Source organism: Thermaerobacillus caldiproteolyticus (assembly GCF_015326725.1).
Classification (GTDB): domain Bacteria; phylum Bacillota; class Bacilli; order Bacillales; family Anoxybacillaceae; genus Thermaerobacillus; species Thermaerobacillus caldiproteolyticus.
The window spans coordinates 3,573,737-3,600,312 of sequence record NZ_CP064060.1 but is presented as its reverse complement, the minus strand read 5'-3'; the positions used below and the strand labels follow the sequence as shown (position 1 = coordinate 3,600,312).

The window sequence follows — 26,576 nt, the reverse complement described above, 5'->3', positions numbered from 1 at the left end:
AAACATGTTAATCACCATTGCTTTTATCGTCTCCTTCTTCTTCGCGATGAACATTGGGGCAAGCGGAGCGGCGGCCGCAATGGGAGTTGCTTATGGGTCCGGAGCAATTAAACAAAAGTATATCGCCCTTCTTCTTTGCGGCCTTGGTGTATTTCTTGGAAGTCTCGGCGGAGGTGAAGTCGTCAAAACCATTGGCTCCGGCATTATTCCTTCATCCATTTTAACGATTAAAATTGTCATTATTATTTTAACGGCTGCAGCAATCTCCTTATTTGCAGCGAACATTATGGGCATTCCTTTATCAACGAGCGAAATTACTGTTGGCTCTATTGTCGGCGTTGGAGTCGCCTATCAAGCTTTATACGTGCAAAAACTTCTTTTCATTGCTTCCATTTGGGTGATCATTCCCATTATCGCGTTCGCGTTCACCTTCGTCGTCGGCAAATGGTTTTTAAAGCTCAAGAAAAAGTATCCTCAAGTCGAACAAGGAACGTGGCAAAAAAGTTTTATGACACTACTCATTATTACCGGCTTTTTCGAGGCATTTTCAGCCGGAATGAACAACGTTGCTAATGCGGTGGGGCCACTAGTCGGTGCCGGATTAATTTCCGTGACAGACGGAACGATTTTCGGCGGATTGTTCGTTGCGTTAGGTGCCATTTTACTAGGAAGGCGCGTGCTTGAAACGAACGGAAAAAAGATTACCAACTTTTCTCCGTTTGAAGGAATCGCTATTTCCGGTACCGGTGCCATTCTCGTCATCATCTCATCCATTTTTGGATTACCGGTACCATTAACACAAATTGCGACATCAGCCATCATTGGCATCGGTACGGCGAAAACCGGATTTTACATTTGGCAAAAACGAGTCGTCATTCAATTATTAAAAGTTTGGCTTATTTCACCGATCTTTTCGCTTGTTATTTCTTACAGTCTCGTCAAATTACTGCTAGACAGCGACCTTTACACGATCGTAGCGATTTTTAGCGTCTGTCTTGCCACTCTTGGCATCATCAGCTTAAAGAAAACGATGGCCGAAGAAAATCGGTCTTTATATGAAGATGGCAGTGGCATTTAATAGTAAAGCATAGTTATCCAATACGAATAATATACTAGGAGGAATGAAAAATGAGCGTAAGCATTCCACATGGAGGAACATTAATCAACCGTTGGAATCCCGATTATCCTATTGACTCCCTTCACAAAGAAATTCCGCTCAGCAACGCAGAACTAAGCGATCTTGAACTGATCGGAATCGGTGGCTATAGCCCGCTTACCGGATTTTTAAGAAAAGAAGATTACAATGCAGTCGTTGAAACGATGCGCCTTGCTGACGGTACCGTTTGGAGCATTCCGATTACGCTTGCCATCAACGAAGAAAAGGCAAAAGAGCTCTCCGTCGGCGAAACGGTAAAGCTTGTTTATGATGGCGACGTATACGGAGTCATCGAGGTTCAAGAAATTTATCAACCGGATAAACAAAAAGAAGCGCTCCTTGTCTACAAAACCGATGACTTAAATCATCCAGGCGTAAAGAAATTATTTGAAAAACCGAACGTGTATGTCGGCGGGCCTATAACCCTTGTCAAACGCACTAATAAAGGCAAATTTGCTCAATTCTATTTCGACCCAGTGGAAACACGAAAGCATTTTGCCGAACTTGGCTGGAAAACCGTCGTCGGCTTCCAAACCAGAAACCCAGTCCATCGAGCTCACGAGTATATTCAAAAATGCGCTCTTGAAACTGTTGATGGTTTATTTTTAAATCCACTGGTCGGTGAAACGAAATCCGATGACATTCCGGCCGATATTCGTATGGAAAGCTATCAAGTGTTACTCGAAAACTATTATCCGAAAGACCGAGTCTTTCTTGGCGTCTTCCAAGCAGCGATGCGCTACGCCGGACCACGCGAAGCGATTTTCCACGCGATGGTACGCAAAAACTTTGGCTGCACCCATTTCATCGTCGGACGCGACCATGCCGGTGTCGGCAACTATTATGGGACATATGATGCCCAAAAAATTTTCTTGAATTTCACACAAGAAGAGCTCGGCATTACTCCGCTATTTTTTGAACATAGCTTTTATTGCACGAAATGCGAAGCGATGGCATCAACGAAAACATGCCCGCATGACCGTGAATACCATGTCATTTTATCCGGAACCAAAGTGCGCGAAATGTTGCGGAACGGCCAAGTACCTCCAAGCACATTCAGCCGCCCTGAAGTTGTTCAAGTACTCATAAAGGGATTACAGCAACGCGAAGCCGTTTCCCATTCTACTCATTAAAGGGGGAGCTACATTGAGCACGAACATTGTCTGGCATCACACCACAATTACAAAAGAAGACCGGCGAAAGCGAAACGGTCATCATAGCTGCGTTTTATGGTTTACAGGCCTTTCCGGCTCCGGTAAATCCACCGTGGCCAACGCTGTCTCGAAAAAACTATTTGAGCTTGGCATTCAAAATTACGTATTAGACGGAGATAATATTCGGCACGGCTTAAATAAAGACTTAGGTTTTTCTGCCGAAGACCGTACTGAAAACATTCGCCGTATCGGCGAAGTCGCCAAACTATTCGTCGATAGCGGTCAATTCGTCTTAACGGCTTTCATCTCTCCTTTTGCACAAGACCGGGAACTCGTTCGCAGTTTAGTTGAGAATAATGAGTTTATTGAAATTTATGTGAAATGCCCGCTGGAAGAGTGTGAAAAACGTGATCCAAAAGGGCTGTATAAAAAAGCTCGAAACGGTGAAATCCGCGATTTTACCGGCATTGATTCACCATACGAAGAGCCGGTTTCACCCGAATTAACGATTGAAACACACCTTTACTCCATTGAGGAGTGTGTAAATAAAGTGATTGCGTACTTGCGCGATCGACATTTTATTAAGGGGGAGTCATAAATGGCATATGAAAAAGTATGGGCCAACAATCCAAATTTAAACAAAACGGAGTTGAGAAAATTACAAAAAGATGGTCTAAAAATTTTCGAAGACATTCCATACTATGCTGAACATGGGTTCGCATCCATTCCGCAAGAGGAATGGGATTATTTTAAATGGGCGGGTCTCTACTTGCAGCGCCCAAAAGAAGCTGGCTACTTTATGATGCGTGTTTGCGTCCCTTCCGGCATTTTAAATAACGAACAACTAGAAACATTAGCAGGAATCGCTCGTGATTACGGTCGTGGCCTGTTTGACATTACAGCCCGTCAGGCTGTTCAATTTCACTGGCTGCAAATCGAGCAAATTCCTGACATTTTCGACCGATTAAAACGGGTTGGGTTGTCCACTGCCGGCGCCTGTGGTGACATTACCCGCAATATCGTTGGCAACCCGATCGCTGGTATCGACCCAGATGAGCTGTTCGATACAAGAGAAATCGTTCGGGAAGTATACGAGTTTTTCCAACATAATGAGGATTTCTCAAACTTACCGCGCAAATATAAAATATCCATCAGCGCAAACGTCTATAATACGGCCAATGCCGAGATTCATTGCCTTTCGTTTACGCCGGCGAAAAAAGTGATTGACGGAAAAGAAACACTCGGCTTCCATGTCAAAGTAGGCGGCGGTTTATCATCCGCTCCACATCTTGCACAAACACTTGATGTCTTCGTGACACCGGATCGAGTGAAAGATGTGGCGATCGCTGTAACAACCATTTTCCGTGACTACGGTTATCGCGAAAAACGCCATCGCGCCCGCCTCAAATTCCTTGTCGCTGACTGGGGCGTCGAAAAATTTAAAGAAAAGCTTCTCGAACTCACTGGTCCGCTTCCATCTAAGGGAGAAGATGTGCAAAAAGGCTGGAACGCAGGATACTTCTACGGCGTTCATCCACAAAAACAGCAAGGGCTCAACTATATCGGCTTTAACGTACCGGTCGGCCGCTTAAGCGCGGATGAAGTGTTTGAGATTGCGAGAATCGCCCGTCAATACGGTAACGGCGAAGTTCGTTTCTGTAACTCGCAAAACTTAATTATTCCGAATATTCCAGATAAAAATGTCGATGCGGTGCTACAAGAAAAAGTATTTAAGCGGATTACCATTCGTCCCAAAAAGTTCGTCGGTTATTCCGTCTCTTGTACTGGCATAGAGTTTTGTAACTTAGCAATCGTTGAAACAAAAGAGCGGATGCGGCGCATTGCGGAATATTTAGATGACCATCTGGAGCTTGATGTTCCGGTACGGATCCATATGGTCGGTTGTCCAAACTCATGCGGTCAGCGACAAATCGGCGACATCGGCTTGCAAGGAATTAAAATGAAGACAAAGGACAAAGGTATGGTTGAAGCTTTCGAAATTTACGTCGGCGGTACATTACGAAACGGAGGCAAATTCAACGAAAAATTAAAAGGGAAAGTTGACGCCGAACAACTTCCAGAAGTACTTTTACAACTACTAACCTATTTCAAAGAAACAAAACTACCGGGCGAAGCGTTTTTAGACTATCTTGATCGTGTCGGCTTAGAGACTCTACAAATTGAGTTAGACCGCATTTTACAACAACTAAGCACTGTTGCTTAAAGGTGGAAATGATGAATCTTTATCGGTTTGAAGTAACAACCCAAACAGACATCATTTACGTGGTCATTGCGGCACACGATGATGAACAAGCGTTTCGTCTCGTTGAAGTAGAACTAGAAAAACATTTTTTAAAAATACCTGACTTTATTGATATTTCTCTTCATGAAAAAAAACCGATTCGTCGCGGCAGTGGGTTCATTGTCTATCGTGAACCCCGCCGTTAATCGAAAAGGAAAGGGCTGAACGAAGATGGGCAAAGTGTATTTGGTAGGAGCTGGTCCTGGCGATCCGGAACTCATTACCGTGAAAGGACTCAAATATATCCAACAAGCCGATGTCATTTTATACGATCGTCTCATTAATGAGGAATTGTTAGCATACGCCAAAAAGGAAGCGGAACTCATTTTTTGCGGAAAGCTGCCAGGCTATCATACGATGCAACAGGAGACAATCAATCATTTTCTTATCCATCATGCAAAAAAAGGAAAAACAGTCGTTCGCTTAAAAGGGGGCGATCCATTCGTATTCGGCAGAGGCGGTGAGGAAGCAGAAGCACTTGTGAAACACGGCATTGAGTTTGAAATCGTTCCTGGTATTACCTCCGGGATTGCAGCAGCTGCTTACGCCGGCATTCCTGTTACCCATCGCGATTTCAGCTCAAGCGTTGCCTTCATTACGGGGCATAAGCGAGACGGAAGCCATGAAGAAATAAAATGGGAAAGCCTTGCAAAGGGCATCGATACGTTAGCAATTTATATGGGAATCAGTAACCTTCCATACATTCGTGACCAGTTGATGAAATATGGAAAATCACCTACAACTCCGGTGGCCGTTATCCAATGGGGAACATTACTTGAACAGCGGACAGTGACTGCCACGCTTGGTACGGTTGTCGAAGTCGTCAACGAACACCAAATCAAAAATCCAAGCATGATTATTATTGGAGAAGTTGTCACATTGCGAGAAAAAATCCAATGGTTTGAACAACTATTACTGCAACAACAACCACTCGCTAACGAAGCATTTTAACGAGGTGCATCATGCAAGCCGTATTATACGTTTGCCATGGCAGTCGCATTGCGAAAGCCTGTGAAGAAGCAATTGCATTTGTAAAACGATGTCAAGCGAACATCGATATTTCGATTCAAGAGACATGCTTCATTGAACTGACGGAACCGGATATTGCAACTGGAATTGATCTATGCGTCCATAAGGGAGCGACACGCATCGCCGTCATTCCTGTCTTGCTTTTGGCAGCAGGACACGCCAAACACGATATTCCAGAAGAAATCAAAAAAGCTCAACAGCGCTATCCTCATCTTGATATCATTCTAGGCGAGCCATTCGGCGTCCATGAAAAAATGATACAAATTGTAACCGAACGAATCGCTGAGCAATCCGTATCGCCCGATGATGATGCAATGATTCTTCTTGTCGGGCGAGGCAGCAGCGACCCTGATACAAGGCGAGATATCTCCACTATCGCACAATTGCTTCAAGAAAAAACAAATGTTCCGCGTGTCGATGTATGCTTTTTAGCCGCCATTCGACCATCTCTTCAAGATGGTTTGCGCGAAGCAAGTCGCTCTTCGTACAAAAACATTTTCGTCGTTCCTTATTTATTATTTACGGGTGTATTAATGAAAACAATCGAAACAAAGCTCCGTTCCCTTTCGTCGTCCAACAAACAATGGATTTTATGCAACTATTTAGGGTACCATCCCCTCCTTGAAGAAATTGTGAAAGAAAAAGTGAACAGGCTGCTCCTAGTCAACAAGGGTGTCTGACGTTTCAGATATCCTTGTTCTTTTTCACTATCAACATGTAATTCCTTCATACTAATAACGAGGACACTTTCATTCACTGTCCTCACCTTCACCTATTCTTCCATTAAGACTACTTTTAATTCTGGTGATCCTTTCACTAATCCTGTTGCCGCAATTGTGTATGATTTATTTGCGCCAAATCGCACATTTGGTACCAGTAAGACGACTTCACTCGTTTCTGCTAGACGCACTTCTAAGTCTAACCGTTCATTCACTGGTACTTTTTTATAATCGGTTACTTGTCTGTAACGTACATTGTCAAACAGCACATCTCTCCCTTTCACCGTGATATCAACTGCCGGGGCGTTAGGAGATAAATGAGCAAATCTCACTTTCGTTTCTCCATACGATACGTATGGGTTGTCAAAAAATGAAAATAACCGCAACCGATCGACTGTATCAATGACAGTAAGTGTATAACGCAAGCTTGGTAAAATATAGACAGTTTGCCTGAGTACAGGGCGATCTGTTTGTCCGGATGGATAAATTTCAATTCGATATTCTCCGGTCGGAACTTTGACGTATTGGCTTATTTGTTTATATTTGAATCCTTGAAGAATTTTTTGTCCATTCACATACACATCGACTGCTGTTGCGGTTGGTGACGCATGGAATACGCGGACCATCGCCGTTTTTACATCTTCATCTTGTTCACGCTCATGGTACGCTTCCATGAGCTTTTTCATATATTCGTAATGCTTTTGGTAATACATCATATGCTTTTGAGGATCACGGTATTTATAATAGCAAGCCAGCAAATCATACATCACCGCTTTTTGCGCGTACATACCGGTGGCTTTTTCTTGATGATGCATCATCTTCCCTCCGTCAAACTCAATATCGTTTCACGTATTCAACGTATGCAAAATAGCTTGGGCTGTTGTATGATTTTTGTAAAGAAATGCAAGGAGGAAACGAAAATGAGACGGTTGCATGCCATCGTTGACGGTCGTGTTCAAGGGGTCGGCTTTCGCTACTTTACTCAATACGAAGCCACAAAACGACAGTTAACTGGCTGGGTCAAAAATAATGAGAGCGGAACAGTGGAATTAGAGGTACAAGGTAACGAAGAAGCCATTCAATCCTTTATTGAAAAACTGCACGAAGGATCGCCGTTTGCGAAAGTAACAAATATCGAAATAAAAGACATCACCCCCATCCCTAATGAAAAAACATTTCGGATCATTTATTGATATACTATCCTTCGCACGTTTACAAAAAAAAGCCCGGTTTTTCTTTTTAAGCAAAAGACCGGGCTTAATGCGTGAGAATGATATTAAGCAAAGCGCGGATGTGATGCAACATGTTGCAGACACGTTTCTGCAATGTGCAAGTTCGCATGCTCGTTTTTTCTATTTGCTTCACGGCAAACCGGATGGAGCACATCAATTGAAGCTTGCGGATACTCACCGCACACATCAACACCGACTACCCGTTTGTAAGACAGCAGCTGATGTAGACATGCCAGTAAAGACGATAATGTCATCGTTCCTTGTTCCCAATTTGTCACCGCTTCATCGCGACAAAGCACATCTTTATCAATACTAATATAAACAGACTCAGATGGAATATTGGACAAAAGAAGTTTTGGAGAAAGCAATGGATATTCATTCGGAAAGATCGTGATGTTAGAAGAAAAACGAGGATGTTGCTGCAATATTGGTCCTATTATAATTACTTTCTGCAGTAAAGGAATATTGTTTAATGCATAAGAAACCCATGAACCACACGAAATCATCGTTTCCTGCTCGGTTCCGATATCAGTATGGTAGTCAAACAAGACAAGTGTAAATGGTTGCTTGATCTCTTTTAATAGCAAATAAGAAATATAATGATAGTTTCCGCTACCGATGAAGACAAGTCCTCTTCGAGTGCGTTGACGGATACGCGTTTCAAGTTCACGCAATGACTCAGCTTCACAATACAAATTCGTATGAGCTACATCCGTCAAATCGATCCATTCATGCGGCATGCGAAGAAGTTGTTGCTGCGAAACGTAAGTGCCATCTATGTTTAAAAACGTTACACCTTCCCCATGAAAACTCATCGAAACCACCTCTTTCATCCTCATTTTGGTGCAAGTTTCTAAACCTATGAAGCTACGTTTTCGCATATCTTTCTTTTTTATTATAAACAAAAACATTCGTACAGGCGAAATGTTTCCTTTTGTGTGCCTCTTTCATGTAAAATAGTAAAAAATGAGGCTCGAGGAGGGAGCTTTTTTGCAGCCAATTAACATTCAAGAAGTACAGACTGTTCTCAATCGTTTTGCGAATCAAGATGTGTATTTACATTTAGAAACAACAAACGGAGCGTATGCGTCGCACCATAATGAAGGATTTTTCTCAGCGGGGGCTTACATTCGCAACGGCCGTATTCGTTTTAGCCACGGAAAAATTGTTGGAAAAGGACCTTACCGCGTCGGATTGAAGCTTGATTTTGGCTGGGTGTATGCAGAAGGTTTGACGGATTGGGAAGTCACGGACAAAGGACAATTACTGTTGGCAGGCCACGATTACGAAGGAAGACTCGCTGTCGCGTTACAGTTAAGCCATGAACCATTTTAAAATGAAAGGATGTTGAAAATGGAAAGACATATATTGGTCGTGTTTCCACATCCCGATGATGAAGCGTTTGGTGTATCTGGGACATTAGCATTGCACGCGGAAGATGGAACACCGATTACATACGCTTGCCTGACGCTTGGAGAAATGGGGAGAAACATGGGAACGCCGCCTTTTGCCAATCGCGAAACGCTGCCGCTCATTCGAAAAAAAGAGTTAGAAGACGCATGCCAAGCGATTGGTATTCGCGATTTGCGCTTGCTCGGCTTCCGAGACAAAACGATTGAATTTGAAGACGAAGATATGCTTGCTGACCACATTGGCGCAATCATCTCTGAAACGAATCCGTCGCTGATCATTACGTTTTATCCCGGTTACAGCGTCCATCCCGACCATGACGCGTGCGGTGCCGCGGTCATCCGCGCCCTCGAACGCCTGCCGCTAGAAAAGCGTCCGCCCGTCCATTGCATCGCTTTCGCGAAAAACTGCGAACAAGAACTCGGACACCCCGACATCGTCCGTGATGTCAGCGCGGTCATTGACAAAAAAATCGCAGCCATCCAAGCGCATCGATCGCAAACGGAGGGACTGATGAAAGCAGCAGCGAAACGAGGCCAAGACGCGCTTGAATGGCTCAAAACAGAGCGTTTTTGGACGTATAAGTGGAATCATTAAGAAAGGTAAGGAGAGCGGGTATCTCCTCTTCCAACGAGAAATGCTTGTTTCTACTAGCTGTGCCTGCGATGACCGGAAGCGTGTCAGCGAAGCTGTTAATTCAAGCAGCCGACACGCTGTGAGCCGAACGGGACTGACACTTTCTTATTGTTCTGTTAAACTTTAATGTTGATTCTAAAGCAAATGGAAGACCACCTTTGTATAGGGGTGGTCTTTTTACTTACTACGCTCATTCTCACTCTTTAGTACAATTCAATTAACTGTTCCTTTTATTTTGGGAAGACGTAGGTTGTTTTCTCATTCTCCAAATAAGCGAAAAGAATAGGAGGATGACTCCTACACTAACCCCTATTAATTGGTCCAACAACAGTTCTCCTGTTCTGATATAGTGAAAAGTAAAAGTTCCGCCAAATATTAAGACTATTAGAAAAGATAATCGTATAAGATATGAATTTATTGTCACAAGTTCCCCCCCTTTACTAAAAACCCAACTCTATATTAACACCATCTGTATAATATTACTTTAATTTCCTTGGTGAATTCATTGACGTTTTGAATGCGATAAATACTTTAATGACGTGTGCGCCATCATCGGATTTGATTCAATTCAAAGCTGAACAACAGAAAATTGAAAGAAAAATGACAGAAAGATGATAGATTATTTTGCTTCGGACATGCTATGGATATTTTGTTGAAGCAGGGCGTCACTCCGATCGGGGGTGGCGTTTTTATGATCTATTAAAAAATGTTGTTGTTAACTAACTGGACAGAATAATTTAATAATCTCGAAGGGGAAAATACCTTCAGAGGTGATTTTATGCGTTTATTGTTTCTTACCTTTTTATTTCCGATAATTATTTTATCACAAGCCCATCCTACATTTGCTGAAACGGATGCTAAGCAATTAGAAAGCCAAATAAATTCATTTATATCGGGTTTGCGAACGGAAACACCCAAACAATCTGTAGAATTGTGGATATTAGGTGTGAAAAATCGAAGTGGTGCTGTTCAATTTGCAGTGCTTTCGTCTTCACTTCAAGAACGTACACGGAAGCAATTTGAAGAAGCGAATTGGGGGACTGGGCAATCAAGTCCGTGGGTTGATAACTTTCGGGTTGTAAAGGTAAAAAAGATTAGCGATACAAAATTACAATTTACAATTGCGTATAATTTAGTAACTTCATATGCAAGACTTGGCAGCGGACAAAAGGTTATTACTGTGGAAAAGAATCCAGAACCATATAGAACTAACTGGTTTATAACCAAGATAACAACAAAGTATAATCAATGGGAGGCATTTGCCCCTGCTGAAACAGTGATTAAATAAAGGTTGATTTGAACGTTAAGAACTCACTTATTTTGTCGTAAAGAACCAATTTTTTGGTCCTTTTTCTTTTGATGAAATATCAACATAAATGTTTAACAAAAGCCATTTTAAAAAACAAAAAAGCAGATCTCACTTCATCGCGGTGGGTCTGCTTTCTTATTTTATACCTAAAAACAATTATCAGCCTACCAATTCACATTCTAATACGGTAACTGCCTGTCCGGATAAAACAACCCTATTGCTATGTAATTTCACTTTCAAAACTCCTCCCCTTTTTGATGCCTGGTACGCAATAAATTCATTTTTGTCTAACTTATTTTCCCAGTATGGACCAAGACAGCAATGCGCAGAACCTGTAACTGGATCTTCATCAACTCCCACAGCCGGGAAAAAACATCTTGAAATAAAATCAAACTCATTTGTTGTTGATTTGCTTGTTACAATAATTCCTCTCGTGTCAATTTGCTGTAATAATGAAAAATTAGGTTTCAATTCTCGCAATACTCGTTCTGATTCTATTTCAATTAAATAGTCAAAACGGTTTCGGCCAACAAATAGCGGTTGAATTCCTAAGCCTTCCATCAATTCATTCGGATAGGCAGCTACTTGTTCAGGCGGCTCAGCGGGAAAATTTAATTCAATCCATTCGCCATCTTTACTAGCTGTAAGTAGCCCGCTTTTCGTATAAAATGTAATTGGTTGTTCTGAATTTGCATAACCAAGCTCCCACAAAATATGTGCACTAGCCAATGTAGCATGTCCGCATAAATCCACCTCTGTACTCGGTGTGAACCATCTTAACGAATATCCATCTTGCTGTGGGTGAAGAAAAGCGGTCTCAGACAAATTCATTTCGGCAGCAACATTTTGCATCCAGACTTCATCTTTTGGAGAAGAAAGAACACAAACTGCCGCTGGATTTCCTTTAAAAACTTGATTTGTAAAAGCGTCGACAACATAAATCGATATTGGCATAATCTCATTCCCCTTTTTGTCATGATGACGATAAAAATTTTCTATCCCACCAAACCTTATACAAATATTGGAATCTCCACTCTCCTATGAAAGCGATTGCTACTCTTATTCTGACATTATTCGTTTAAACAACTTCTGAAACTCTTCTTCCCAATTTTCAGTTTTCCGAAATGACTCATCAGTAATCACTTGAAGCAGCTGTTGCTTTTTCTTAGAATCACTGACATTACGCAAAATGTATTGCCGGCACTCATAAAGAAAGTCAATGTAATTTTCATAGTTTTCGTCGTACTTTTCTGCAATTTCGCGGCGAATTTTTGCTGCTAAAATCGGGCTCGCTCCTCCTGTTGAAACAGCGATCGTCAATTTGCCGCGCCGCACAGTGGATGGCACGTAGAAATTGGATTGCGTCGGATTGTCAACGACATTGATAAGCTGATGCGGCCTAGCTGCTTGGGCAACCGATTCGTTTACGCCACGCTCATTCGTTGCCGCAATAATTAAAAATGCCTCTTTAATATCTTCACGAGAAAAACATTTTTTCCTCCAAACAAGTGCTCCTTCATCGACAAGCTGTTGAATCAATGCTGTAATCTCCGGAGCAACGACAACTACGTTTGCCTTGGCTTCTATTAATCCGCGTATTTTCCGTTCCGCAACTTTTCCACCACCGATGACAACGACTTGTTTATTCGTTAGATCCAACATGATGGGATATGTCATAATCCCTAATCTCCCCTTACTTGTTTAATAGGCAGTTGCACATAAAAGGATACACCTTTTTCTTCATTGACTGCCCTTACGTTTCCGTTATGAAGCTCGGCAATTCGTTTGACAATCGCCAAGCCCAAGCCAAACTTCCCTTTTTTTCCTGTTTGAAATGTTTGGAACAAATGGGTACGTAAGTGTTCTTCAATTGGAGGGCCGTCATTCCAAAATTGTACGACTACATTGTTGGCTGTTGTCTCCATTCTCACTTGAATGTGTGTGTGCGCATAACGCATTTGATTGTCTACCAGATTTTCAAATGCAATTTTCCATTGTTCTCGGTCTCCTACTACCGTTATATTTTGCAGCTGAGTCGTTATGCGTAAATCCGGGCGATGTGGCTTCATTCGTTCAATGACTTCCTCGAGTAAAGACGCAACAGAAAACGCTTCATATTTTGGCTTTTGCGTAGCATAATAATCGAGCTTCGTTAAATACAGTAAATCTTTAATCCGCTTTTCCAGCCGAACCGCTTCTTCTTTAATGACGCTGACAGAACCTTCGAGGCTGCCTTTTGGAAATACGCCATCCTCAATTGATTCAGCGTAACTTCGAATGACCATTACAGGCGTTTTGAGCTCATGAGAAATATGCTGCAACATCGATTTTTGCGCCTCATCTTGCTGAATAAGCTTCATTCTCATTTTTTCAATCGAGCGGGCGAGACCCCCAATTTCATCATGACGGTCTTGAATGAGCGGCTCGTGCCAATCTTTTTCCGCAATTCGTTTGACATGCTCGTCCATTTGCCGGAGCGGTCGCGTTAAATATTTTGCCAGCCACGCAGCAGGAAACGAAATCACAAGCAAAGCAATGACGATGACAAAAACAAGCCGCCCAAACAATGTGCGTACTAAATCGTTTAAATAGGAATCCCACATATACGAGACGAGTGCAACTTCCTTGCCAAGAATGGTACCTTTGCGAATAACGTAATAAATTCTTTCTCCTTGAATTTCTTTTGTATACCGTTTGGATGTTTCCTGTTGTTGCATCGCTTCCTTATATAGCTTTTTCACAAACCGCGGCGGCAAAGTACTATCATCAATTACTCCAACATCGGGTAAAAACACTAAATGATTAACACTACGGATTGACTGGCGACTTCGGTCTTGTTCGATGGGAGTTTGTTCGAGCATATCATCTGTAAATTGGTTCATTTGCGCATTTTCAATAATGCGATATGTCTCTTCCATAAAAAAGCTGCGCAATGTAACGAAAATAAATAAGGCAATAAGCAAAGAAAACAGCAATGTAATCCCTGCAAATACGGTCCATATTTGAATCGCTAGCGGTTTATTTTTCATCAAATTCGCACAGGAGACCCTCTGCTTCCATATCGTGGAGGGCTTGACCCCAACGATAAGTGGGCATTGTTGAAGCCAACACTCTCCTTTGCATTTTCCTCCTTTCATGAGAATAATGATGTTGGGAGAAAAGCGTTACTCATAAGGCACTCTATTGCTCTTCGGCAACTCCATGTATGAGGTTAGTTGCAGGAAGTCATTGCCACCGTAAAATATGGAACATACACGTCTACTGTGCGCAGAACATAAAAATACAGAACCACATAGGCGGAGGCACAGTAGGCATTCCCAGTTAAGTGAACGGGAACACCACTCTGGTGCTGCCGGATACTCGCAAACCTCCGCTTCAAGCGTTGTTAATCGGGGAAGTTGACGCCCCTATCATCCTATATCCAAAACCGTAAATCGTTTCAATACGCAATTTCGGCAGTTTTTTTCGCACTCGGCGCACTAAATCATCGACAGCGCGATCGCTTCCAAAATAATCATCTCCCCATACTTTCCGAAGAAGCTGTTCGCGGGAAAATGCACGTGCAGGATGACGAGCAAACACAAGCAGTAAATCAAACTCTTTCGCTGTTAATTCGATCACTGTTTCTCCTTCCTTGATCATTCTTCTTTGTACATCAATTAAATAAGGAGGAAGCTGAATGACCTCCGTTTCCATCTGAGAAAAACTCGGTACTTTTTCATACACACGAGCTAGCAATTTTTTCGTTCGAATGACAAGTTCCCGGGGTAAAAACGGCTTGGCTAGGTAGTCGTCGCTGCCAAGCTCAAGTCCAAGAATGCGGTCTAAATCTGCATCGCGTGCGGAAATGAAAATAACCGGTAAATCCGGATTCACCGCTTTAATCTCACGCAACAATTCAAATCCATCGATATCTGGTAACATAATGTCTAAAATCCATACATGTGGCGGCTCAGCTCCCTTTACCGCCTCGTACGCTTCCGTCCCTGTAAGAAATGAAGTAACATGCCACCCTTCCTTTTTTAAATATGAGGTAAGGAGTTCATTTAAATTAGCTTCATCTTCGACTAAATAAATTCGGTACATCGAAATCACCTTCTATAAGAAAAGCTGAAGCGCCGCAATTGGCTCTCGAAGCCAAATGTTCTTCGGCTGTAGAGGTGCTTGTCCCTCAAGGACGCTGATTGGGCACAATAAGTTTGCCCGCTGAGGCTAGACTCTTTTCTTTTTTATCTCTGAAAAAAGGCCGTGTTTTAAAACACGACCTTTTTTACTATTATAATTCATTTTTCATTATTTTTGTGTTGCATCTTTAATTAGTTGTGCCAAGCGTTGATTTTCTGCTTGTATATGTTTGAGCCATTTCGGTAAGAGAGTAGCAATCGCATCTCGATCTTTTTCTTTTATCGCTTTATGAAGCTGCTTACGAAGCTCGCGCGTCTCTTTCATCGATGCTTGCGGGAGCCATTTGTTAGCGGTTTTCAGTTCTTTGAGTTGCTGTTTGAATTGTTCCTTGGTGATTTCTTTATTTACTAATTGGTCAATAAGCTTGTCAAAGGCAGCTTCACGTTCTTTTTTCATTTTCTCGCGCTTTGCTTTGATCCCTTTTTTTACTTGTTCTGTGTTCAACTGTTTCCATAACGCTTTCCGTTCGTTGATTGCTTTTTGCCACTCATCTACTTGGTCGGGCGTGTATTGTTTTACAATCTCTAGCCACTTTTGCTCGTCCATAGCCCCATGTTTGAACATATGCCCGCCAAATGCATGCCCGATTAACGACGATGCTTCTGTGACAATGCTTGGTTTCTCAGTCTTCACCTCCGTATCCGCTGCAAATGCCGCTGTCGGAATCGTTAAAATCGCAGCTAATACTGCTGGAATCCATTTTTTCTTCTCCATTGATACACACACCCCTTTTACGCAAAGCATTTTGCTTGCGTGATTATTGTAGAAAGAAAGTACGGAAACATTGTCAAAAAAATGTGGGAAATTGTGAAAAACATTTTACAATCGATATACCACGATGGTACGGTTTTTTGAAAATGCCCATGGTCTTCCAAAGTTGCATTACATCTTTTGAACATCAAATCAAGCGCTTTCGGATCGGCATATAACGTCCAAACAACCATTGAAAACACGCTCACAGCTGCATATCCAGCGAGTTAAGTTCGGAGTTGAATTGTTTCTGAATTTTCCCGATAAAAACGTGATGCTTACATTGCGGCTAAACAAGGAAATTTTATAAAAAATGAAAATAAGGGAGCGCCTCTATCGTATCTTCCAAAATCAATCGCATCGATATATTGTCCGTTACAAACGGTCAAATTGCTCGGATGGAAGTCACCATGTTGCGGCGATGCTTCATATATGCAGCATGTTCGCCGATAAATGTGATTACCTGCTCGTCATTTGGAATACGAACGCCGCTCCTTCGATATGCATCCTATGTACCGCCTTGCTTTTGCAAATTGCCGAGAATGCCAAGCGGAAAGATGCTTGGGGACAAGATATTCATCCATGTTTCAGAATTGCCTTTCCGCTTCGATCCCGATTTTGTACTGCCTGTCTTCTGTATAAGCTGGAAGCAGCTTTTTGACTCCTTCCCTTTTAAGAAACTGTAGCACCATTTAATCAATCCGTATGTCCTCATCCCCCTCTCAGGAACATATATTACACTGTTCTGCTTTAACGATTGCGCAACGTAAACATTCTTCCCGCTTTTTCATAGTTTTTGGATGCTTGTCACATGCAACAGCCGCTTGGTACAATCATTTTCTTCATCAGAAAATCCCTTTTGAATTTCATAGCTTTCTTTTGCCCCGATTGACGAAGGAATAGCATTGTGAGCTTCAACAATATTTTTCCCATTTTTTCGCGTTCCTTTCATAAAATAAAAAAAAGCTTACCGCTTTCCAACAGCAAGCTTTTCAAACTACACGAATCTGCTATGTTACATACGATTATCTGAATTTATCATCAATTCTCTGTTGATAGTCTCTTAGCGCCACCGAATTCGTTTTATTTCGTTTTTTCATCAACGCATTCCAGCGCAGTAATTTCTCATTGATCTTTCTCCTCAGATTCTCCTTTTCTTTTTCATCTTCACAGCAGCGAAGCAAATCTTCAAGCGTCATCAGCTCTTTTTTTAAATCAACTTCCTCAGAAACATAGCCGGCGTTTTTTAACATGAGATAGCCGATTCGCAACTCTTCGGGAATATGGGATAAATCATCGATCTCGAGCGGCTTTCCAAACCCAGGCAGATCATCGAACTCCCCGTTTTTCATCGCCTCACGAATTTTTTCTTCGGCAATTTTCCAAATGATATCCACGCTTTCACCTCCTACACACGGGGCTTCGTTTGACTATATTGGCGAAGAAACTCTACAAACTCATGAAAAGGTAACGGCTTCGCGTAATAATATCCTTGCGCTTCATCACAGCGCTTTTCTTTCAAATATGCCACTTCCTGCCCAGTTTCTACTCCTTCCGCAAGCACCTTCATACCAATATTATGCCCAAGCGAAATAATAGCAGGCAAAATCGCTTCTTCTTCTTGAATATTTCGAACAAACGAGCGGTCAATTTTCAAACGATCAATCGGAAGGTGTTTTAAATAACTTAATGAGCTATATCCAGTTCCAAAATCATCCATACTTATCATCACACCCACAGATTTTAACCGATGCAAAATGGCAATGGCTTTCTCCGTGTCCATAGCCATTCGTTCAGTAATTTCCAAATCCAGACAGTAAGGTGGTAATCCTGTTTCTTCTAAAATTTTTACTAGCTTATGAACAAAACGCCTACTTTCGAATTCATACGGCGATAAATTTACAGATACTGATAAAAACGGATATTCGTCTAACAGCAGCTTCGTCTGTTGACAAGCAGTACGGATGACCCATTCATTAATCGGTATGATAAATCCTGTTTGTTCAGCAACAGGAATAAATGTATCTGGGGCAATCAATCCTTTCTCTGGATGGTTCCAACGGATCAATGCCTCCATTCCTGTGACTGTTCCTGTATCCAGCCGAATTTGTGGTTGATAATAGAGCTCAAATTCTCCGTCTTCCAGCGCACGACGCAGCTCTTGTTCAATCGTCATCTTCTCTTGAATCGTCTGATTCATTTGTTCTTTAAAGAAAAGATATTGGCTCGTTGCCTTTTTTCCCAACTCATATCTAGCTATATCAGCTTTTTTAATGAGCGTTTTTGCATCGGTTCCATCATGTGGATATAAACTAATTCCGATCCGAGCAGTGATAAAAAATTCTTGATCATTCACGACAATTGGCTCTTCTAACGTCTCAATCATCTGTGCTGCGAATTCTTTTACCTCTTCTTTCCGATGAATATGCGGGAAAATTAAAATAAATTCATTTCCTCCCCATCGGCCCAATACCATATGGTCATTCATAATTTTTTGAATTTGCGAAGCTGCTCCAAGTAAAACTTGATCCCCAACCGAATACCCATAAAGATCATTAATCATTTTAATTCCATTCATCTCAATAAACATGACCGCTTGTTGGGAACCTTCCTTCATGTGTTCCGTAATAATTTGATACAGTGACTCTTTATTCGGCAATCCGGTTAAATCATCATGGAACGTAATATAATGCATTTTCTCTTCATTTTGCTTTCTCTCCGTAATATCGCGTATCGCTGTGACACTGACACGCTTTGAATCATATTCATAATCGCGCTGCAAAATTTCAGCAGGAAACCTTGTTCCATCTTTTCTCCTCAAATCAATTTCATACGTTCCTTCCCGACAACCATTATTTTTTAATTTCTTTAACGACTCAGGAACGATAAGATCTTCAATCGGCAAATGAACGAACTCACTTTCCGTATATCCGAACAAACGACACGCTGACTCGTTTACTTCTACTACTTTTCCCTGTGAGTGAATGACAATCCCTTCCATGGTTACTTCCGACAATCTCTTAAACCGTGCTTGGCTAATCTCCAACTCTTTCTTATGTTTCTGAAATAATCTTTTCTCAATTTGTATATAAATAACTAACACATAGACAGCATAGTATACAAGAAACATAAGAAATAAAATAGCAATCCCCTTTTCTCGCTCCTGTTGTAGCTTTTTCAAATACCCTTTTGCATCATAGTCTATACCGATTACCGCGTTAACCTTCCCACTTTTGTCGAATATCGGTGAAAAGGCACTAATATTTTCTCCCCAGTTATTAGAAGTCGGTTCCTTTTGCATGCTGAATTTCCCTTGAAACGCTTCCTCCAACTCAGGAATTCGCTTGCGATACACCGTTCCAATTGGAACTCGTTGCTCCTTCTTTCCGTCAATGATCCCGTTATGGTTATAATCCATTTCTGGTGCAACAACAAAATAGTTTTCCCCATCTTTATTCTTTTTTAATGTATACCAATTATGGATTTCGGGATGATCATGTTGCCAACGAAGCATCGCTTTTAAAATATGGATATATGTTGGATTTGTTTCTTTTGTTTCATCGTTCAACGATTCGTGATGTAGTTCGAACAATTCTGTTGAAAATACTTTTGTAAAATGCTCGGAAAACCTTTTATATTCTTTATACTCATTCGCCTCAAACCAACTTACATACCAAACTCCAAAAGCGAGGAAAAGAGCAGTGACAATATAAAACACAATGGTCCATCGACGCGCTACCTGAAAAATCGACAATGTCAGTTTTCTTTTCGACAAGCGATTGATTTGCCACTGTACAACAACAATGACCGCTATAACCGTTAGCACAAATGCGGCATACTCTATTCCTTTTGATCCCATCATTATCACCATAAAGTTGTAAATTCAACTTCCTTATGACCATTATAGAGGTATTGCTCACCTCCTTCTGTCCCTCCCCATTCCTATTCCTTCGACATTTTACGACATAGTTATCCTTTTGATACAAAAGCACTATGAAAACGCTCTCTAAACAAGGTATGTTTTTGCTCTATTACGACTATTTCATTGATTTTTATATCAACAAAACAAACTTCAAAATATGAAAAAGTACCTAATTTTAGCACTAGGTCATATGTTTGTAACTTTTCTGTAATATTATTTAATTCAACTGTAATAAAATTTCGACAACATTTTTGCTATACTAAACCTAGCGAAAATCGGAACATTGGACGTTGGGGGTTTACGAGGATGAAAAAGGCTATCACGATTACTTTTCTATCAGCTCTACTAATTCTCAGTTCTACCTTTGTGAACACTTTCAAAGCAGAAGCTGCTTTTAATCCACAACAAGTCATTGCAGAAGCGAAAAAGTTAATCGGTACTCGCTATAAATTCGGCGGTACAACCCCGAAAGGATTCGATTGCTCAGGTTTCGTCTATTACACGCATAAAAAAGTAGGAAAAATTCTGCCACGTTCTTCGGCACAAATGTACAAAAAAGGAAAAAGCGTACATAAGTCGAAACTGTTACCAGGCGACTTAGTATTTTTTAGTACATACAAAAAAGGGGCTTCCCATGTAGCCATTTATATTGGTAAAAATCAAATCATTCATGCTACATCAAACGGAGTTAAAATTGATAGCTTAAATAATCCTTACTGGAAATCAAAATTTATCGGGGCAAAACGAATATAATTACCGATTGATCAGCTCTCTCATGTTAAGTAACGCTGCTTAATGTGTAGAGAGTTTTTTATATATACGCAAAAAAAAAAGCACCTCCTATTTTCGGAGGGCTTTCGTATATATTCATAGGGGTCGGGGGAATACTTGGAAAACTTTCCGGTACTATTTATTTCCCGTTATGAACAAATTTATACATCAAAAAATAAAAATTTTTGCTTATTCTTCTTGTAATAAACGCGGTAAATAATCGAGATGAAATAAATCATCCGGGTAACGGAATGGAAATGCTTCTTCCTCGTCACTCCATTCTTCTACGATTTCTTGAAGAGATTGCATGTAATAATGATAGAAAAACTCATAACTAAACGGTTCATCAGGCATATGAGATTTTGCGCAAACAGCTGGACTCGCATAATTTAAGTACGTTCGACAAGGAATCGGACGTACTTCATATATTCGACATGTATTCGTCCGCACATCGAGAAACGGGCATGGTACTTGTTTGGCAATGTATTTTTCTTTGAAACGAGCATCTTCCATAAAATCGATAGCATAGACCACATCTAACGCTTCTTTCTGTTGCTGAAAGTACGTACGCAAATGAGCTTGAATCTCTTCGCGCTCTTTCGCTGGGAGCCTATCGATATATGTTTGAATGAGTCTCGCTTCTAGCTTTGTGATAATAATAGGAAAATAACAACAATGCGCACACCCTTTTGCACATGTTGGACGAATGTTGACCTTTTGCTCAATGTCATGAATTTGCTCATCGACAAGCTGCAACAGTTCCTGAAACGCCCGTAAAAGAAATAATAATGGCGGCTCTTCATCATATTGTGCAAACAGCGCATCTACTTTTTCGATAAATGGTTCATCAGTTGGAAGGTACTTTTCATTAATTTTCTTACAAATATTGACGATGTCGATATATGTCAAATGTCGTTCCAAATTGCTTCACCCCTTTCTATTATACCCCCATAAATCCAAATAGGAATCAGAATTATTATAAGTAGAGATAAAATGAAGGTAGGTGAAAATGATGTTCGTTCATCCTGAAATTGGAATCGATTTAGGAACAATGAACGTTTTAATATATAGTAAAAATAAAGGAATTATTCTTAACGAACCAGCTGTGTTAGCCGTTCATACAGAAACAAACGAAGTATTAGCGATCGGTTCTGAAGCAAAAATGATGATCGGAAAAACGCCCGGAAATGTCGAAACCGTTTATCCATTAAAAAACGGGGTCATTGCTGACTTTAACAAAACAGCTGATATGCTAAAACAAATGATGAAATTGGCAAGCAAGAGACTCGGATTTTCGCTAAAAAAACCAAATGTTGTCGTCAGCACCCCGTATCATTCAACTTCCGTAGAACGCCGCTCAATACATGAAGCCATTAAAAGCTGTGGCGCCAAAAACGTATATTTAATCGAGGAACCAGTAGCAGCAGCCATCGGAGCTGATCTGCCTGTCGATGAGCCGGTAGCCAATGTGATTGTCAATATCGGAGCCGGTAAAACAGAGGCCGCGATCATTTCCCTTGGTGGGGTTGTTGCGTGCCATTCTCTTCGTATTGGTGGCAATCAATTAGATGAAGACATCATTCAATATGTACGGCAAAAATACAACTTATTGATCGGTGAGCGTACAGCGGAACGCGTCAAAATTGAAATCGGTTATACCCCTATCAAACACGAAGAAAGAACGATGGTCATCCATGGCCGCGATTTAGTGACAGGTTTTCTCAAAGCCATTCCATTGAGTTCGATCGAAGTACAAGAAGCGATTTCTGAATCCCTTCAGCAAATTCTTAGCGCTGTTCGCTCCGTGCTAGAAGATTGCCCTGCTGAACTAAGCGGTGACATCATCGAGCACGGTATCATTCTCAGCGGTGGCGGCGCTCTTCTCAACGGCATGCAAGATTGGCTAAGCCAAGAAGTGTTCGTCCCTGTCCATTTGGCTCCAAATCCGCTCGAATCTGTCGCTATCGGTACAGGGCGTTCATTAAGCATCATGCAAAAACTGATGAAAGCAGCGCTATAAAACAGGGAGACCGTCTGATGCGGCTCCCTGTGATTTTTAAGAGGGCTTTTGGAGAAGCTCAGCTTCTTTCTGATGCTAAGTGGCCTCTACCGCTTTCGATAAGAAAATCGACTATATGCACCGCGCACATGCAAGTAGACACCCCTTTCTGTTCAATTCCTAATTTCATTTGTAAAAGGCAGCCGGGGTTGCTGTAACAATGGTTGTCGCTTTTGTTTCTTTTACTTTTTGCATTTTATAATCAATAATTGGCATCGACATGTACAGCTCTACATATTGTAAATCCCTGCTGAGCCACAATTTCCTTCCGTTAGCAAAAGGGACCGAGCCCATCGAACAGACATGATGTTCTTCGGACGCCGTCCCCTCCCTAACAGCTATGGAATCATCCACGATAACACGTTAGATTGTAAGAATGTAAGAATTCCAATCAAAATAATAAGGAAAATACTATGCTTCACCGTGAAGCGAAATAAATCCGATTCTTTTCCGGTTAAACCAACAGCAGCACAAGCAACGGCAATAGATTGCGGGGAAATCATTTTGGCCGTCACACCACCTGATGAGTTCGCCGCAATCGCAAGAACTGGGTCCATTCCTACAGAAGTGGCTGTTACCTTTTGTAAATTACCAAATAATAAATTGGATGACGTATCTGAACCTGTGATAAATACACCTAACCACCCGAGAAATGGTGAGAAAAACGGAAATAACGGCCCCGTTTTCGCCAGCGCCATGCCAAGTGTTGTGCTCATTCCTGAAGCATTGGTTACATAAGCGAATCCAACGACAGAAACAATCGTTAAAATCGGCAATTTTAATTCCATTAATGTCTCTCCAAATGTGGCTGCCCATTGTTTCCAAGAGATATGAACAATAAATTTCGTTATAACAGCTGCTAAAAAAATTGCTGTACCAGCTGCCCCTAATACTTCCAATTTATATATAGCTGGAATCGGTTGACCACTTGTGCTAATAATCTTGTTATTGAGCCCTGGTACTTCAGGCATAAACGTGAGTCGATGGCCGAGTACATTGATTGCTTTTAATAGACTATTTGTTCCTTCATAATGGCCGGTTAACGCCAATTTTACTTCTGGAACTCCCCATAGGGATATAAAAGCAGTTAGCACTAAAAATGGAGACCACGCTTTCAACACTGCTCCTCCTGTATGTGTAACAAGTTGAGCTTGTGCCGTAACCGCTACTTCAGAATATGCTTCTGATGGAAAACGAAAAATCTGTTTTGGTTTCCAAAATTTCAGGAAAATCGTCAATGCCAACAATGACACTAACGCCGATAAAATATCAGGCAATTCCGGTCCTAAAAAGTTGGAGCTCACAAATTGTGTCAACGCAAAGGAAATACCTGATACGAGAATCGCCGGAAGCACTTCGATTGTTCTTTTTAATCCAGCCATAATGACAATTAAATAAAAAGGAATCATGACAGATAAAAACGGTAATTGACGACCAACCATTTTCGAAATTTCCATTGCGGGAATGCCGGTTGGACCTTCTACAGCAGTAATCGGAATCCCAATGGCTCCAAAGGCCACTGGTGCCGTATTAGCGAGCAAACAAATCCCTGCCGCATATAACGGATTAAATCCTAAGCCAACGAGCAACGCCGCAGAAATCGCGACCGGCGCTCCAAATCCTGCCGCACCTTCAAGGAACGCTCCGAACGAAAACGCTATCAATAAAGCTTGCAAGCGGCGGTCTTCTGTAATAGACAGCACGGAGTTGCGAATCACATCAAATTGTCCGGTTTTCACAGTCAATTTATACAAAAATACGGAAGTAATAATAATCCAACCAATCGGTAATAATCCGTAAACCGCCCCTTGTGTGGCAGACATAACGGCCATGGTTATCGGCATTTTGTAAGCGGTTACGGAAATCAATAAAGCAATGAGCAACGTCGTTAATCCCGCTACATGCCCTTTCATTCGTTTTATTGCTAACGCCCAAAAGAAATATAAAATTGGAATAAGCGCGACCAACGCCGATAACCAAAAATGATCAGAAATAGGTGTAAAATCTTGTTTCCACTGCATATGAAACCCCTCTCCTTTCGTTCAACAGTGTAAAATTTCACACAACAACGATCCCCCTACTCACTCAAACGTTTATCACTCCCCGACACCAATATGCAAATCTTAGTCACCTAGTCATCAGATGACCGGATAATAAAGTAGTATTACTGAACAAATTATATGACCGATTCGCCAAAAAAACAATAGAAAAAATTAAATTTTTTGAATTTTCCCCTCTCCTTTCTCGTTTAAGGATGAAACATTTTTATTGTCATTTTGTTCCGTGTATAATAAAAATTAAATTTTCTTGCTGAGGTGAACACGTTGGAATACAAACAAATTAAACCGAAAAAAATTTACGAAGAAGTAGCAGAAGCGATTTTTCACATGATTAAAACCGGTGTGTTAAAGCCTGGAGATAAACTGGATTCCGTTCAACAACTAGCAGAGAAGTTTCAGGTGGGGAGGGCGGCGATTCGCGAAGCCCTAACAGCCTTAAAAGCGATGGGATTAATTGAGCTAAAACAAGGAGAAGGCACATACGTTCGTGAGTTTGATCCCATGATGCTTTCCTTTCCTCTTTCCATCGCTGTATTAATGAAAAAAGAAGACATCGTTCATTTACTTGAGGTTCGCAAATTACTAGAAGCGGGGGCTGCTGCCTTAGCCGCCATGAAGAGAACCGATGCTGATTTGCAAGCAATGGAGCAAGCCCTTCGTGAAATGCGAGAAGGAATTGGAAACGAAGAACTTGGTGAAAAGGCGGATCTTGCTTTTCATATGGCCATTGCTGTTGCTTCGCAAAACCCCATTTTAGTAAGTCTGATGAATAACGTATCGGAAATGATGATAGAAACAATGCGAGAAACGAGAAGAATTTGGCTTTTTTCGAAACAAACAACAAGCGAAAAGCTTCTTGAAGAACATAGAAAAATTTTTGAAGCGATTCAAGAAAAAAAAGCAGAAGCCGCCCGACAGCGAATGTTGGAACATTTAGCGAATGTAGAAAGAGTGCTTGAACCATACATATACTCATCATAAGCGCCCGATCAACCGATAGGGCGCTTTCCTGTTTAAAAAATCATTCTTCCCATTTTCCAAAATAAGTGTATAATTATGAACAAAGTCATCTGATGACCTGTTGACTAAAAATCACATTCAATAACTCTCATTATTGGTCAATATCAAGCAGTATGGGGAGGGAGAAAAACATGAAAGTCACTCTATTTGCCACCTGTCTAGTTGATTTATTTCATACGAATGTCGGAAAAGCAACGGTGGAGTTGCTTGAACGATTGGGCTGTGACATTGAATTTCCGGAAGCGCAAACATGTTGCGGGCAACCTGCTTACAACAGCGGGTATGTGAAAGAAGCAAAAGAAGCGATGAAACATATGATTCGTACATTTGAGCATGCGGAATATGTCGTCACTCCTTCCGGTTCTTGCGCCACGATGTTTAAAGAATACCCGCATATTTTTCGTGGGGAGCCTGAATGGGAGACAAAAGCGAAAGCGCTAGCAGCGAAAACATACGAATTAACGCAATTTATTGTGGATGTGTTAAAAGTAGAGCATGTCGGGGCAAAATTACAAGGGCGCGCCACTTACCATACATCTTGTCATATGACTCGCTTGCTCGGCGTAAAAGAAGCTCCTATCAAACTACTAAAAAATGTCGAAGGCTTAGAAATTGTGCCGTTACCTAATGCACATAACTGTTGTGGGTTCGGCGGTACGTTCTCCGTGAAGATGGGACCGATTTCTGAACAAATGGTCGATGAAAAAATCGAACACATCCAGGAAGTAGAAGTAGATTATTTAATTGGAGCGGATTGCGGCTGTTTAATGAACATTGGCGGCCGCATCGAACGGCGAGGAAAACCAATCAAAGTAATGCATATTGCCGAAGTACTCAACAGCCATTAAACGGAGGCGAAAAA

General features: G+C 41.4%; 26 protein-coding genes and 1 pseudogene. 15 read left to right on the top strand and 12 right to left on the bottom strand.

The window, feature by feature from the left end; all coding sequences use genetic code 11:
• Positions 1-4 precede the first annotated feature (4 nt).
• From ISX45_RS18090 to ISX45_RS18060, 7 genes are read left to right on the top strand one after another with little or no spacing between them, the layout of a single operon-like run.
• Entirely contained in the window at positions 5-1,078 is a 1,074-nt protein-coding gene (locus tag ISX45_RS18090) for a sulfate permease (protein WP_194519574.1), read from the top strand.
• A 50-nt stretch (positions 1,079-1,128) separates the two neighbouring features.
• Positions 1,129-2,289 (top strand): sulfate adenylyltransferase, encoded by a 1,161-nt coding sequence (gene sat, locus ISX45_RS18085; protein ID WP_181557164.1) that lies wholly within the window; start codon positions 1,129-1,131, stop codon positions 2,287-2,289.
• 13 nt (positions 2,290-2,302) lie between these two features.
• Positions 2,303-2,908, top strand: coding sequence for an adenylyl-sulfate kinase (gene cysC, locus ISX45_RS18080; RefSeq protein ID WP_194519573.1), 606 nt, complete (start codon positions 2,303-2,305; stop codon positions 2,906-2,908).
• A complete protein-coding gene (locus ISX45_RS18075) occupies positions 2,909-4,534 on the top strand; it encodes a nitrite/sulfite reductase (protein ID WP_194519572.1) in 1,626 nt (541 codons plus the stop codon).
• 11 nt (positions 4,535-4,545) lie between these two features.
• Positions 4,546-4,758 (top strand): DUF3906 family protein, encoded by a 213-nt coding sequence (locus ISX45_RS18070; protein ID WP_181557161.1) that lies wholly within the window; start codon positions 4,546-4,548, stop codon positions 4,756-4,758.
• Positions 4,759-4,783: 25 nt separating this feature from the next.
• Entirely contained in the window at positions 4,784-5,563 is a 780-nt protein-coding gene (gene cobA / locus ISX45_RS18065; RefSeq protein ID WP_181557160.1) for a uroporphyrinogen-III C-methyltransferase, read from the top strand.
• Between the two features lie 11 nt (positions 5,564-5,574).
• A complete protein-coding gene (locus ISX45_RS18060) occupies positions 5,575-6,321 on the top strand; it encodes a sirohydrochlorin chelatase (RefSeq protein ID WP_194519571.1) in 747 nt (248 codons plus the stop codon).
• A 92-nt stretch (positions 6,322-6,413) separates the two neighbouring features.
• Here ISX45_RS18060 and ISX45_RS18055 read toward each other — a convergent pair whose 3' ends face one another.
• Positions 6,414-7,178, bottom strand: coding sequence for a DUF4397 domain-containing protein (locus ISX45_RS18055; RefSeq protein WP_228485586.1), 765 nt, complete (start codon positions 7,176-7,178; stop codon positions 6,414-6,416).
• 102 nt (positions 7,179-7,280) lie between these two features.
• On the opposite strand from ISX45_RS18055, the gene ISX45_RS18050 reads away from it, so the two are divergent.
• Positions 7,281-7,553 (top strand): acylphosphatase, encoded by a 273-nt coding sequence (locus ISX45_RS18050; RefSeq protein WP_181557157.1) that lies wholly within the window; start codon positions 7,281-7,283, stop codon positions 7,551-7,553.
• Between the two features lie 83 nt (positions 7,554-7,636).
• Here ISX45_RS18050 and ISX45_RS18045 read toward each other — a convergent pair whose 3' ends face one another.
• The gene (locus ISX45_RS18045; RefSeq protein WP_181557156.1) at positions 7,637-8,407 is read right to left on the bottom strand and encodes an arginase family protein; all 771 of its coding nucleotides are present in this window, start codon (positions 8,405-8,407) and stop codon (positions 7,637-7,639) included.
• 175 nt (positions 8,408-8,582) lie between these two features.
• On the opposite strand from ISX45_RS18045, the gene ISX45_RS18040 reads away from it, so the two are divergent.
• The 3 genes from ISX45_RS18040 to ISX45_RS18030 all read left to right on the top strand — a co-directional run bounded on the left by ISX45_RS18040 (position 8,583) and on the right by ISX45_RS18030 (position 10,926).
• Positions 8,583-8,927 carry a YojF family protein gene (locus ISX45_RS18040; RefSeq protein ID WP_181557155.1) on the top strand — a complete coding sequence of 115 codons (345 nt, stop codon included), beginning with the start codon at positions 8,583-8,585 and terminating at the stop codon, positions 8,925-8,927.
• Positions 8,928-8,945: 18 nt separating this feature from the next.
• Positions 8,946-9,599 carry a bacillithiol biosynthesis deacetylase BshB2 gene (gene bshB2 / locus ISX45_RS18035; protein ID WP_194519570.1) on the top strand — a complete coding sequence of 218 codons (654 nt, stop codon included), beginning with the start codon at positions 8,946-8,948 and terminating at the stop codon, positions 9,597-9,599.
• Positions 9,600-10,416: 817 nt separating this feature from the next.
• On the top strand, positions 10,417-10,926 hold the full coding sequence (locus ISX45_RS18030; RefSeq protein WP_228485585.1) for a hypothetical protein: 510 nt from the start codon (positions 10,417-10,419) through the stop codon (positions 10,924-10,926).
• A gap of 180 nt (positions 10,927-11,106) precedes the next feature.
• Here ISX45_RS18030 and ISX45_RS18025 read toward each other — a convergent pair whose 3' ends face one another.
• The 7 genes from ISX45_RS18025 to ISX45_RS17995 all read right to left on the bottom strand — a co-directional run bounded on the left by ISX45_RS18025 (position 11,107) and on the right by ISX45_RS17995 (position 19,741).
• Positions 11,107-11,901, bottom strand: a complete 795-nt coding sequence (locus ISX45_RS18025) for a PhzF family phenazine biosynthesis protein (RefSeq protein ID WP_194519569.1) — start codon at positions 11,899-11,901, stop codon at positions 11,107-11,109.
• A gap of 105 nt (positions 11,902-12,006) precedes the next feature.
• Complete coding sequence (locus tag ISX45_RS18020) at positions 12,007-12,624, bottom strand: NAD(P)-binding protein (RefSeq protein ID WP_181557294.1); 618 nt, start codon at positions 12,622-12,624, stop codon at positions 12,007-12,009.
• 5 nt (positions 12,625-12,629) lie between these two features.
• A complete protein-coding gene (locus tag ISX45_RS18015) occupies positions 12,630-13,976 on the bottom strand; it encodes a HAMP domain-containing sensor histidine kinase (RefSeq protein WP_228485734.1) in 1,347 nt (448 codons plus the stop codon).
• Positions 13,977-14,322: 346 nt separating this feature from the next.
• Complete coding sequence (locus ISX45_RS18010) at positions 14,323-15,033, bottom strand: response regulator transcription factor (RefSeq protein ID WP_181557296.1); 711 nt, start codon at positions 15,031-15,033, stop codon at positions 14,323-14,325.
• Between the two features lie 207 nt (positions 15,034-15,240).
• Positions 15,241-15,846, bottom strand: coding sequence for a hypothetical protein (locus ISX45_RS18005; protein WP_194519567.1), 606 nt, complete (start codon positions 15,844-15,846; stop codon positions 15,241-15,243).
• A gap of 1,061 nt (positions 15,847-16,907) precedes the next feature.
• The gene (locus ISX45_RS18000; RefSeq protein ID WP_181557298.1) at positions 16,908-17,279 is read right to left on the bottom strand and encodes a DnaJ family domain-containing protein; all 372 of its coding nucleotides are present in this window, start codon (positions 17,277-17,279) and stop codon (positions 16,908-16,910) included.
• An 11-nt stretch (positions 17,280-17,290) separates the two neighbouring features.
• Complete coding sequence (locus ISX45_RS17995) at positions 17,291-19,741, bottom strand: putative bifunctional diguanylate cyclase/phosphodiesterase (protein WP_181557299.1); 2,451 nt, start codon at positions 19,739-19,741, stop codon at positions 17,291-17,293.
• 369 nt (positions 19,742-20,110) lie between these two features.
• Here ISX45_RS17995 and ISX45_RS17990 point away from each other — a divergent pair, with 369 nt between their 5' ends.
• Positions 20,111-20,557: a C40 family peptidase gene (locus ISX45_RS17990; protein ID WP_181557300.1), complete on the top strand. Its 447-nt coding sequence runs from the start codon at positions 20,111-20,113 to the stop codon at positions 20,555-20,557.
• Between the two features lie 207 nt (positions 20,558-20,764).
• Here the strand turns inward: ISX45_RS17990 and ISX45_RS17985 are convergent, their stop codons facing one another.
• The gene (locus ISX45_RS17985) at positions 20,765-21,496 is read right to left on the bottom strand and encodes a YkgJ family cysteine cluster protein (RefSeq protein ID WP_228485583.1); all 732 of its coding nucleotides are present in this window, start codon (positions 21,494-21,496) and stop codon (positions 20,765-20,767) included.
• 91 nt (positions 21,497-21,587) lie between these two features.
• On the opposite strand from ISX45_RS17985, the gene mreBH reads away from it, so the two are divergent.
• A complete protein-coding gene (gene mreBH / locus ISX45_RS17980) occupies positions 21,588-22,595 on the top strand; it encodes a rod-share determining protein MreBH (protein WP_181557354.1) in 1,008 nt (335 codons plus the stop codon).
• A 58-nt stretch (positions 22,596-22,653) separates the two neighbouring features.
• Here mreBH and ISX45_RS17975 read toward each other — a convergent pair.
• Both ISX45_RS17975 and ISX45_RS17970 read right to left on the bottom strand, forming a co-directional pair.
• Positions 22,654-22,894, bottom strand: a pseudogene (locus ISX45_RS17975) (heterodisulfide reductase-related iron-sulfur binding cluster); the annotation flags it as partial.
• A gap of 78 nt (positions 22,895-22,972) precedes the next feature.
• The gene (locus ISX45_RS17970; protein WP_181557301.1) at positions 22,973-24,655 is read right to left on the bottom strand and encodes an L-lactate permease; all 1,683 of its coding nucleotides are present in this window, start codon (positions 24,653-24,655) and stop codon (positions 22,973-22,975) included.
• A 303-nt stretch (positions 24,656-24,958) separates the two neighbouring features.
• On the opposite strand from ISX45_RS17970, the gene ISX45_RS17965 reads away from it, so the two are divergent.
• Both ISX45_RS17965 and ISX45_RS17960 read left to right on the top strand, forming a co-directional pair.
• Positions 24,959-25,675: a FadR/GntR family transcriptional regulator gene (locus tag ISX45_RS17965; RefSeq protein WP_181557302.1), complete on the top strand. Its 717-nt coding sequence runs from the start codon at positions 24,959-24,961 to the stop codon at positions 25,673-25,675.
• A gap of 170 nt (positions 25,676-25,845) precedes the next feature.
• The gene (locus ISX45_RS17960) at positions 25,846-26,562 is read left to right on the top strand and encodes a (Fe-S)-binding protein (RefSeq protein WP_181557303.1); all 717 of its coding nucleotides are present in this window, start codon (positions 25,846-25,848) and stop codon (positions 26,560-26,562) included.
• Positions 26,563-26,576 lie beyond the last annotated feature (14 nt).

What these genes read in the sequence shown, in the direction of transcription:
- ISX45_RS18090 (WP_194519574.1), top strand. Translation starts at nt 5, where the DNA reads ATGTTAATCACCATTGCTTTTATCGTCTCCTTCTTCTTCGCGATGAAC.
- sat (WP_181557164.1), top strand. Translation starts at nt 1,129, where the DNA reads ATGAGCGTAAGCATTCCACATGGAGGAACATTAATCAACCGTTGGAAT.
- ISX45_RS18075 (WP_194519572.1), top strand. Translation starts at nt 2,909, where the DNA reads ATGGCATATGAAAAAGTATGGGCCAACAATCCAAATTTAAACAAAACG.
- ISX45_RS18070 (WP_181557161.1), top strand. Translation starts at nt 4,546, where the DNA reads ATGAATCTTTATCGGTTTGAAGTAACAACCCAAACAGACATCATTTAC.
- cobA (WP_181557160.1), top strand. Translation starts at nt 4,784, where the DNA reads ATGGGCAAAGTGTATTTGGTAGGAGCTGGTCCTGGCGATCCGGAACTC.
- ISX45_RS18060 (WP_194519571.1), top strand. Translation starts at nt 5,575, where the DNA reads ATGCAAGCCGTATTATACGTTTGCCATGGCAGTCGCATTGCGAAAGCC.
- ISX45_RS18055 (WP_228485586.1), bottom strand. Translation starts at nt 7,178, where the DNA reads ATGATGCATCATCAAGAAAAAGCCACCGGTATGTACGCGCAAAAAGCG.
- ISX45_RS18050 (WP_181557157.1), top strand. Translation starts at nt 7,281, where the DNA reads ATGAGACGGTTGCATGCCATCGTTGACGGTCGTGTTCAAGGGGTCGGC.
- ISX45_RS18045 (WP_181557156.1), bottom strand. Translation starts at nt 8,407, where the DNA reads ATGAGTTTTCATGGGGAAGGTGTAACGTTTTTAAACATAGATGGCACT.
- bshB2 (WP_194519570.1), top strand. Translation starts at nt 8,946, where the DNA reads ATGGAAAGACATATATTGGTCGTGTTTCCACATCCCGATGATGAAGCG.
- ISX45_RS18030 (WP_228485585.1), top strand. Translation starts at nt 10,417, where the DNA reads ATGCGTTTATTGTTTCTTACCTTTTTATTTCCGATAATTATTTTATCA.
- ISX45_RS18025 (WP_194519569.1), bottom strand. Translation starts at nt 11,901, where the DNA reads ATGCCAATATCGATTTATGTTGTCGACGCTTTTACAAATCAAGTTTTT.
- ISX45_RS18020 (WP_181557294.1), bottom strand. Translation starts at nt 12,624, where the DNA reads ATGACATATCCCATCATGTTGGATCTAACGAATAAACAAGTCGTTGTC.
- ISX45_RS18015 (WP_228485734.1), bottom strand. Translation starts at nt 13,976, where the DNA reads ATGAAAAATAAACCGCTAGCGATTCAAATATGGACCGTATTTGCAGGG.
- ISX45_RS18010 (WP_181557296.1), bottom strand. Translation starts at nt 15,033, where the DNA reads ATGTACCGAATTTATTTAGTCGAAGATGAAGCTAATTTAAATGAACTC.
- ISX45_RS18005 (WP_194519567.1), bottom strand. Translation starts at nt 15,846, where the DNA reads ATGGAGAAGAAAAAATGGATTCCAGCAGTATTAGCTGCGATTTTAACG.
- ISX45_RS17995 (WP_181557299.1), bottom strand. Translation starts at nt 19,741, where the DNA reads ATGGGATCAAAAGGAATAGAGTATGCCGCATTTGTGCTAACGGTTATA.
- ISX45_RS17990 (WP_181557300.1), top strand. Translation starts at nt 20,111, where the DNA reads ATGAAAAAGGCTATCACGATTACTTTTCTATCAGCTCTACTAATTCTC.
- mreBH (WP_181557354.1), top strand. Translation starts at nt 21,588, where the DNA reads ATGTTCGTTCATCCTGAAATTGGAATCGATTTAGGAACAATGAACGTT.
- ISX45_RS17970 (WP_181557301.1), bottom strand. Translation starts at nt 24,655, where the DNA reads ATGCAGTGGAAACAAGATTTTACACCTATTTCTGATCATTTTTGGTTA.
- ISX45_RS17960 (WP_181557303.1), top strand. Translation starts at nt 25,846, where the DNA reads ATGAAAGTCACTCTATTTGCCACCTGTCTAGTTGATTTATTTCATACG.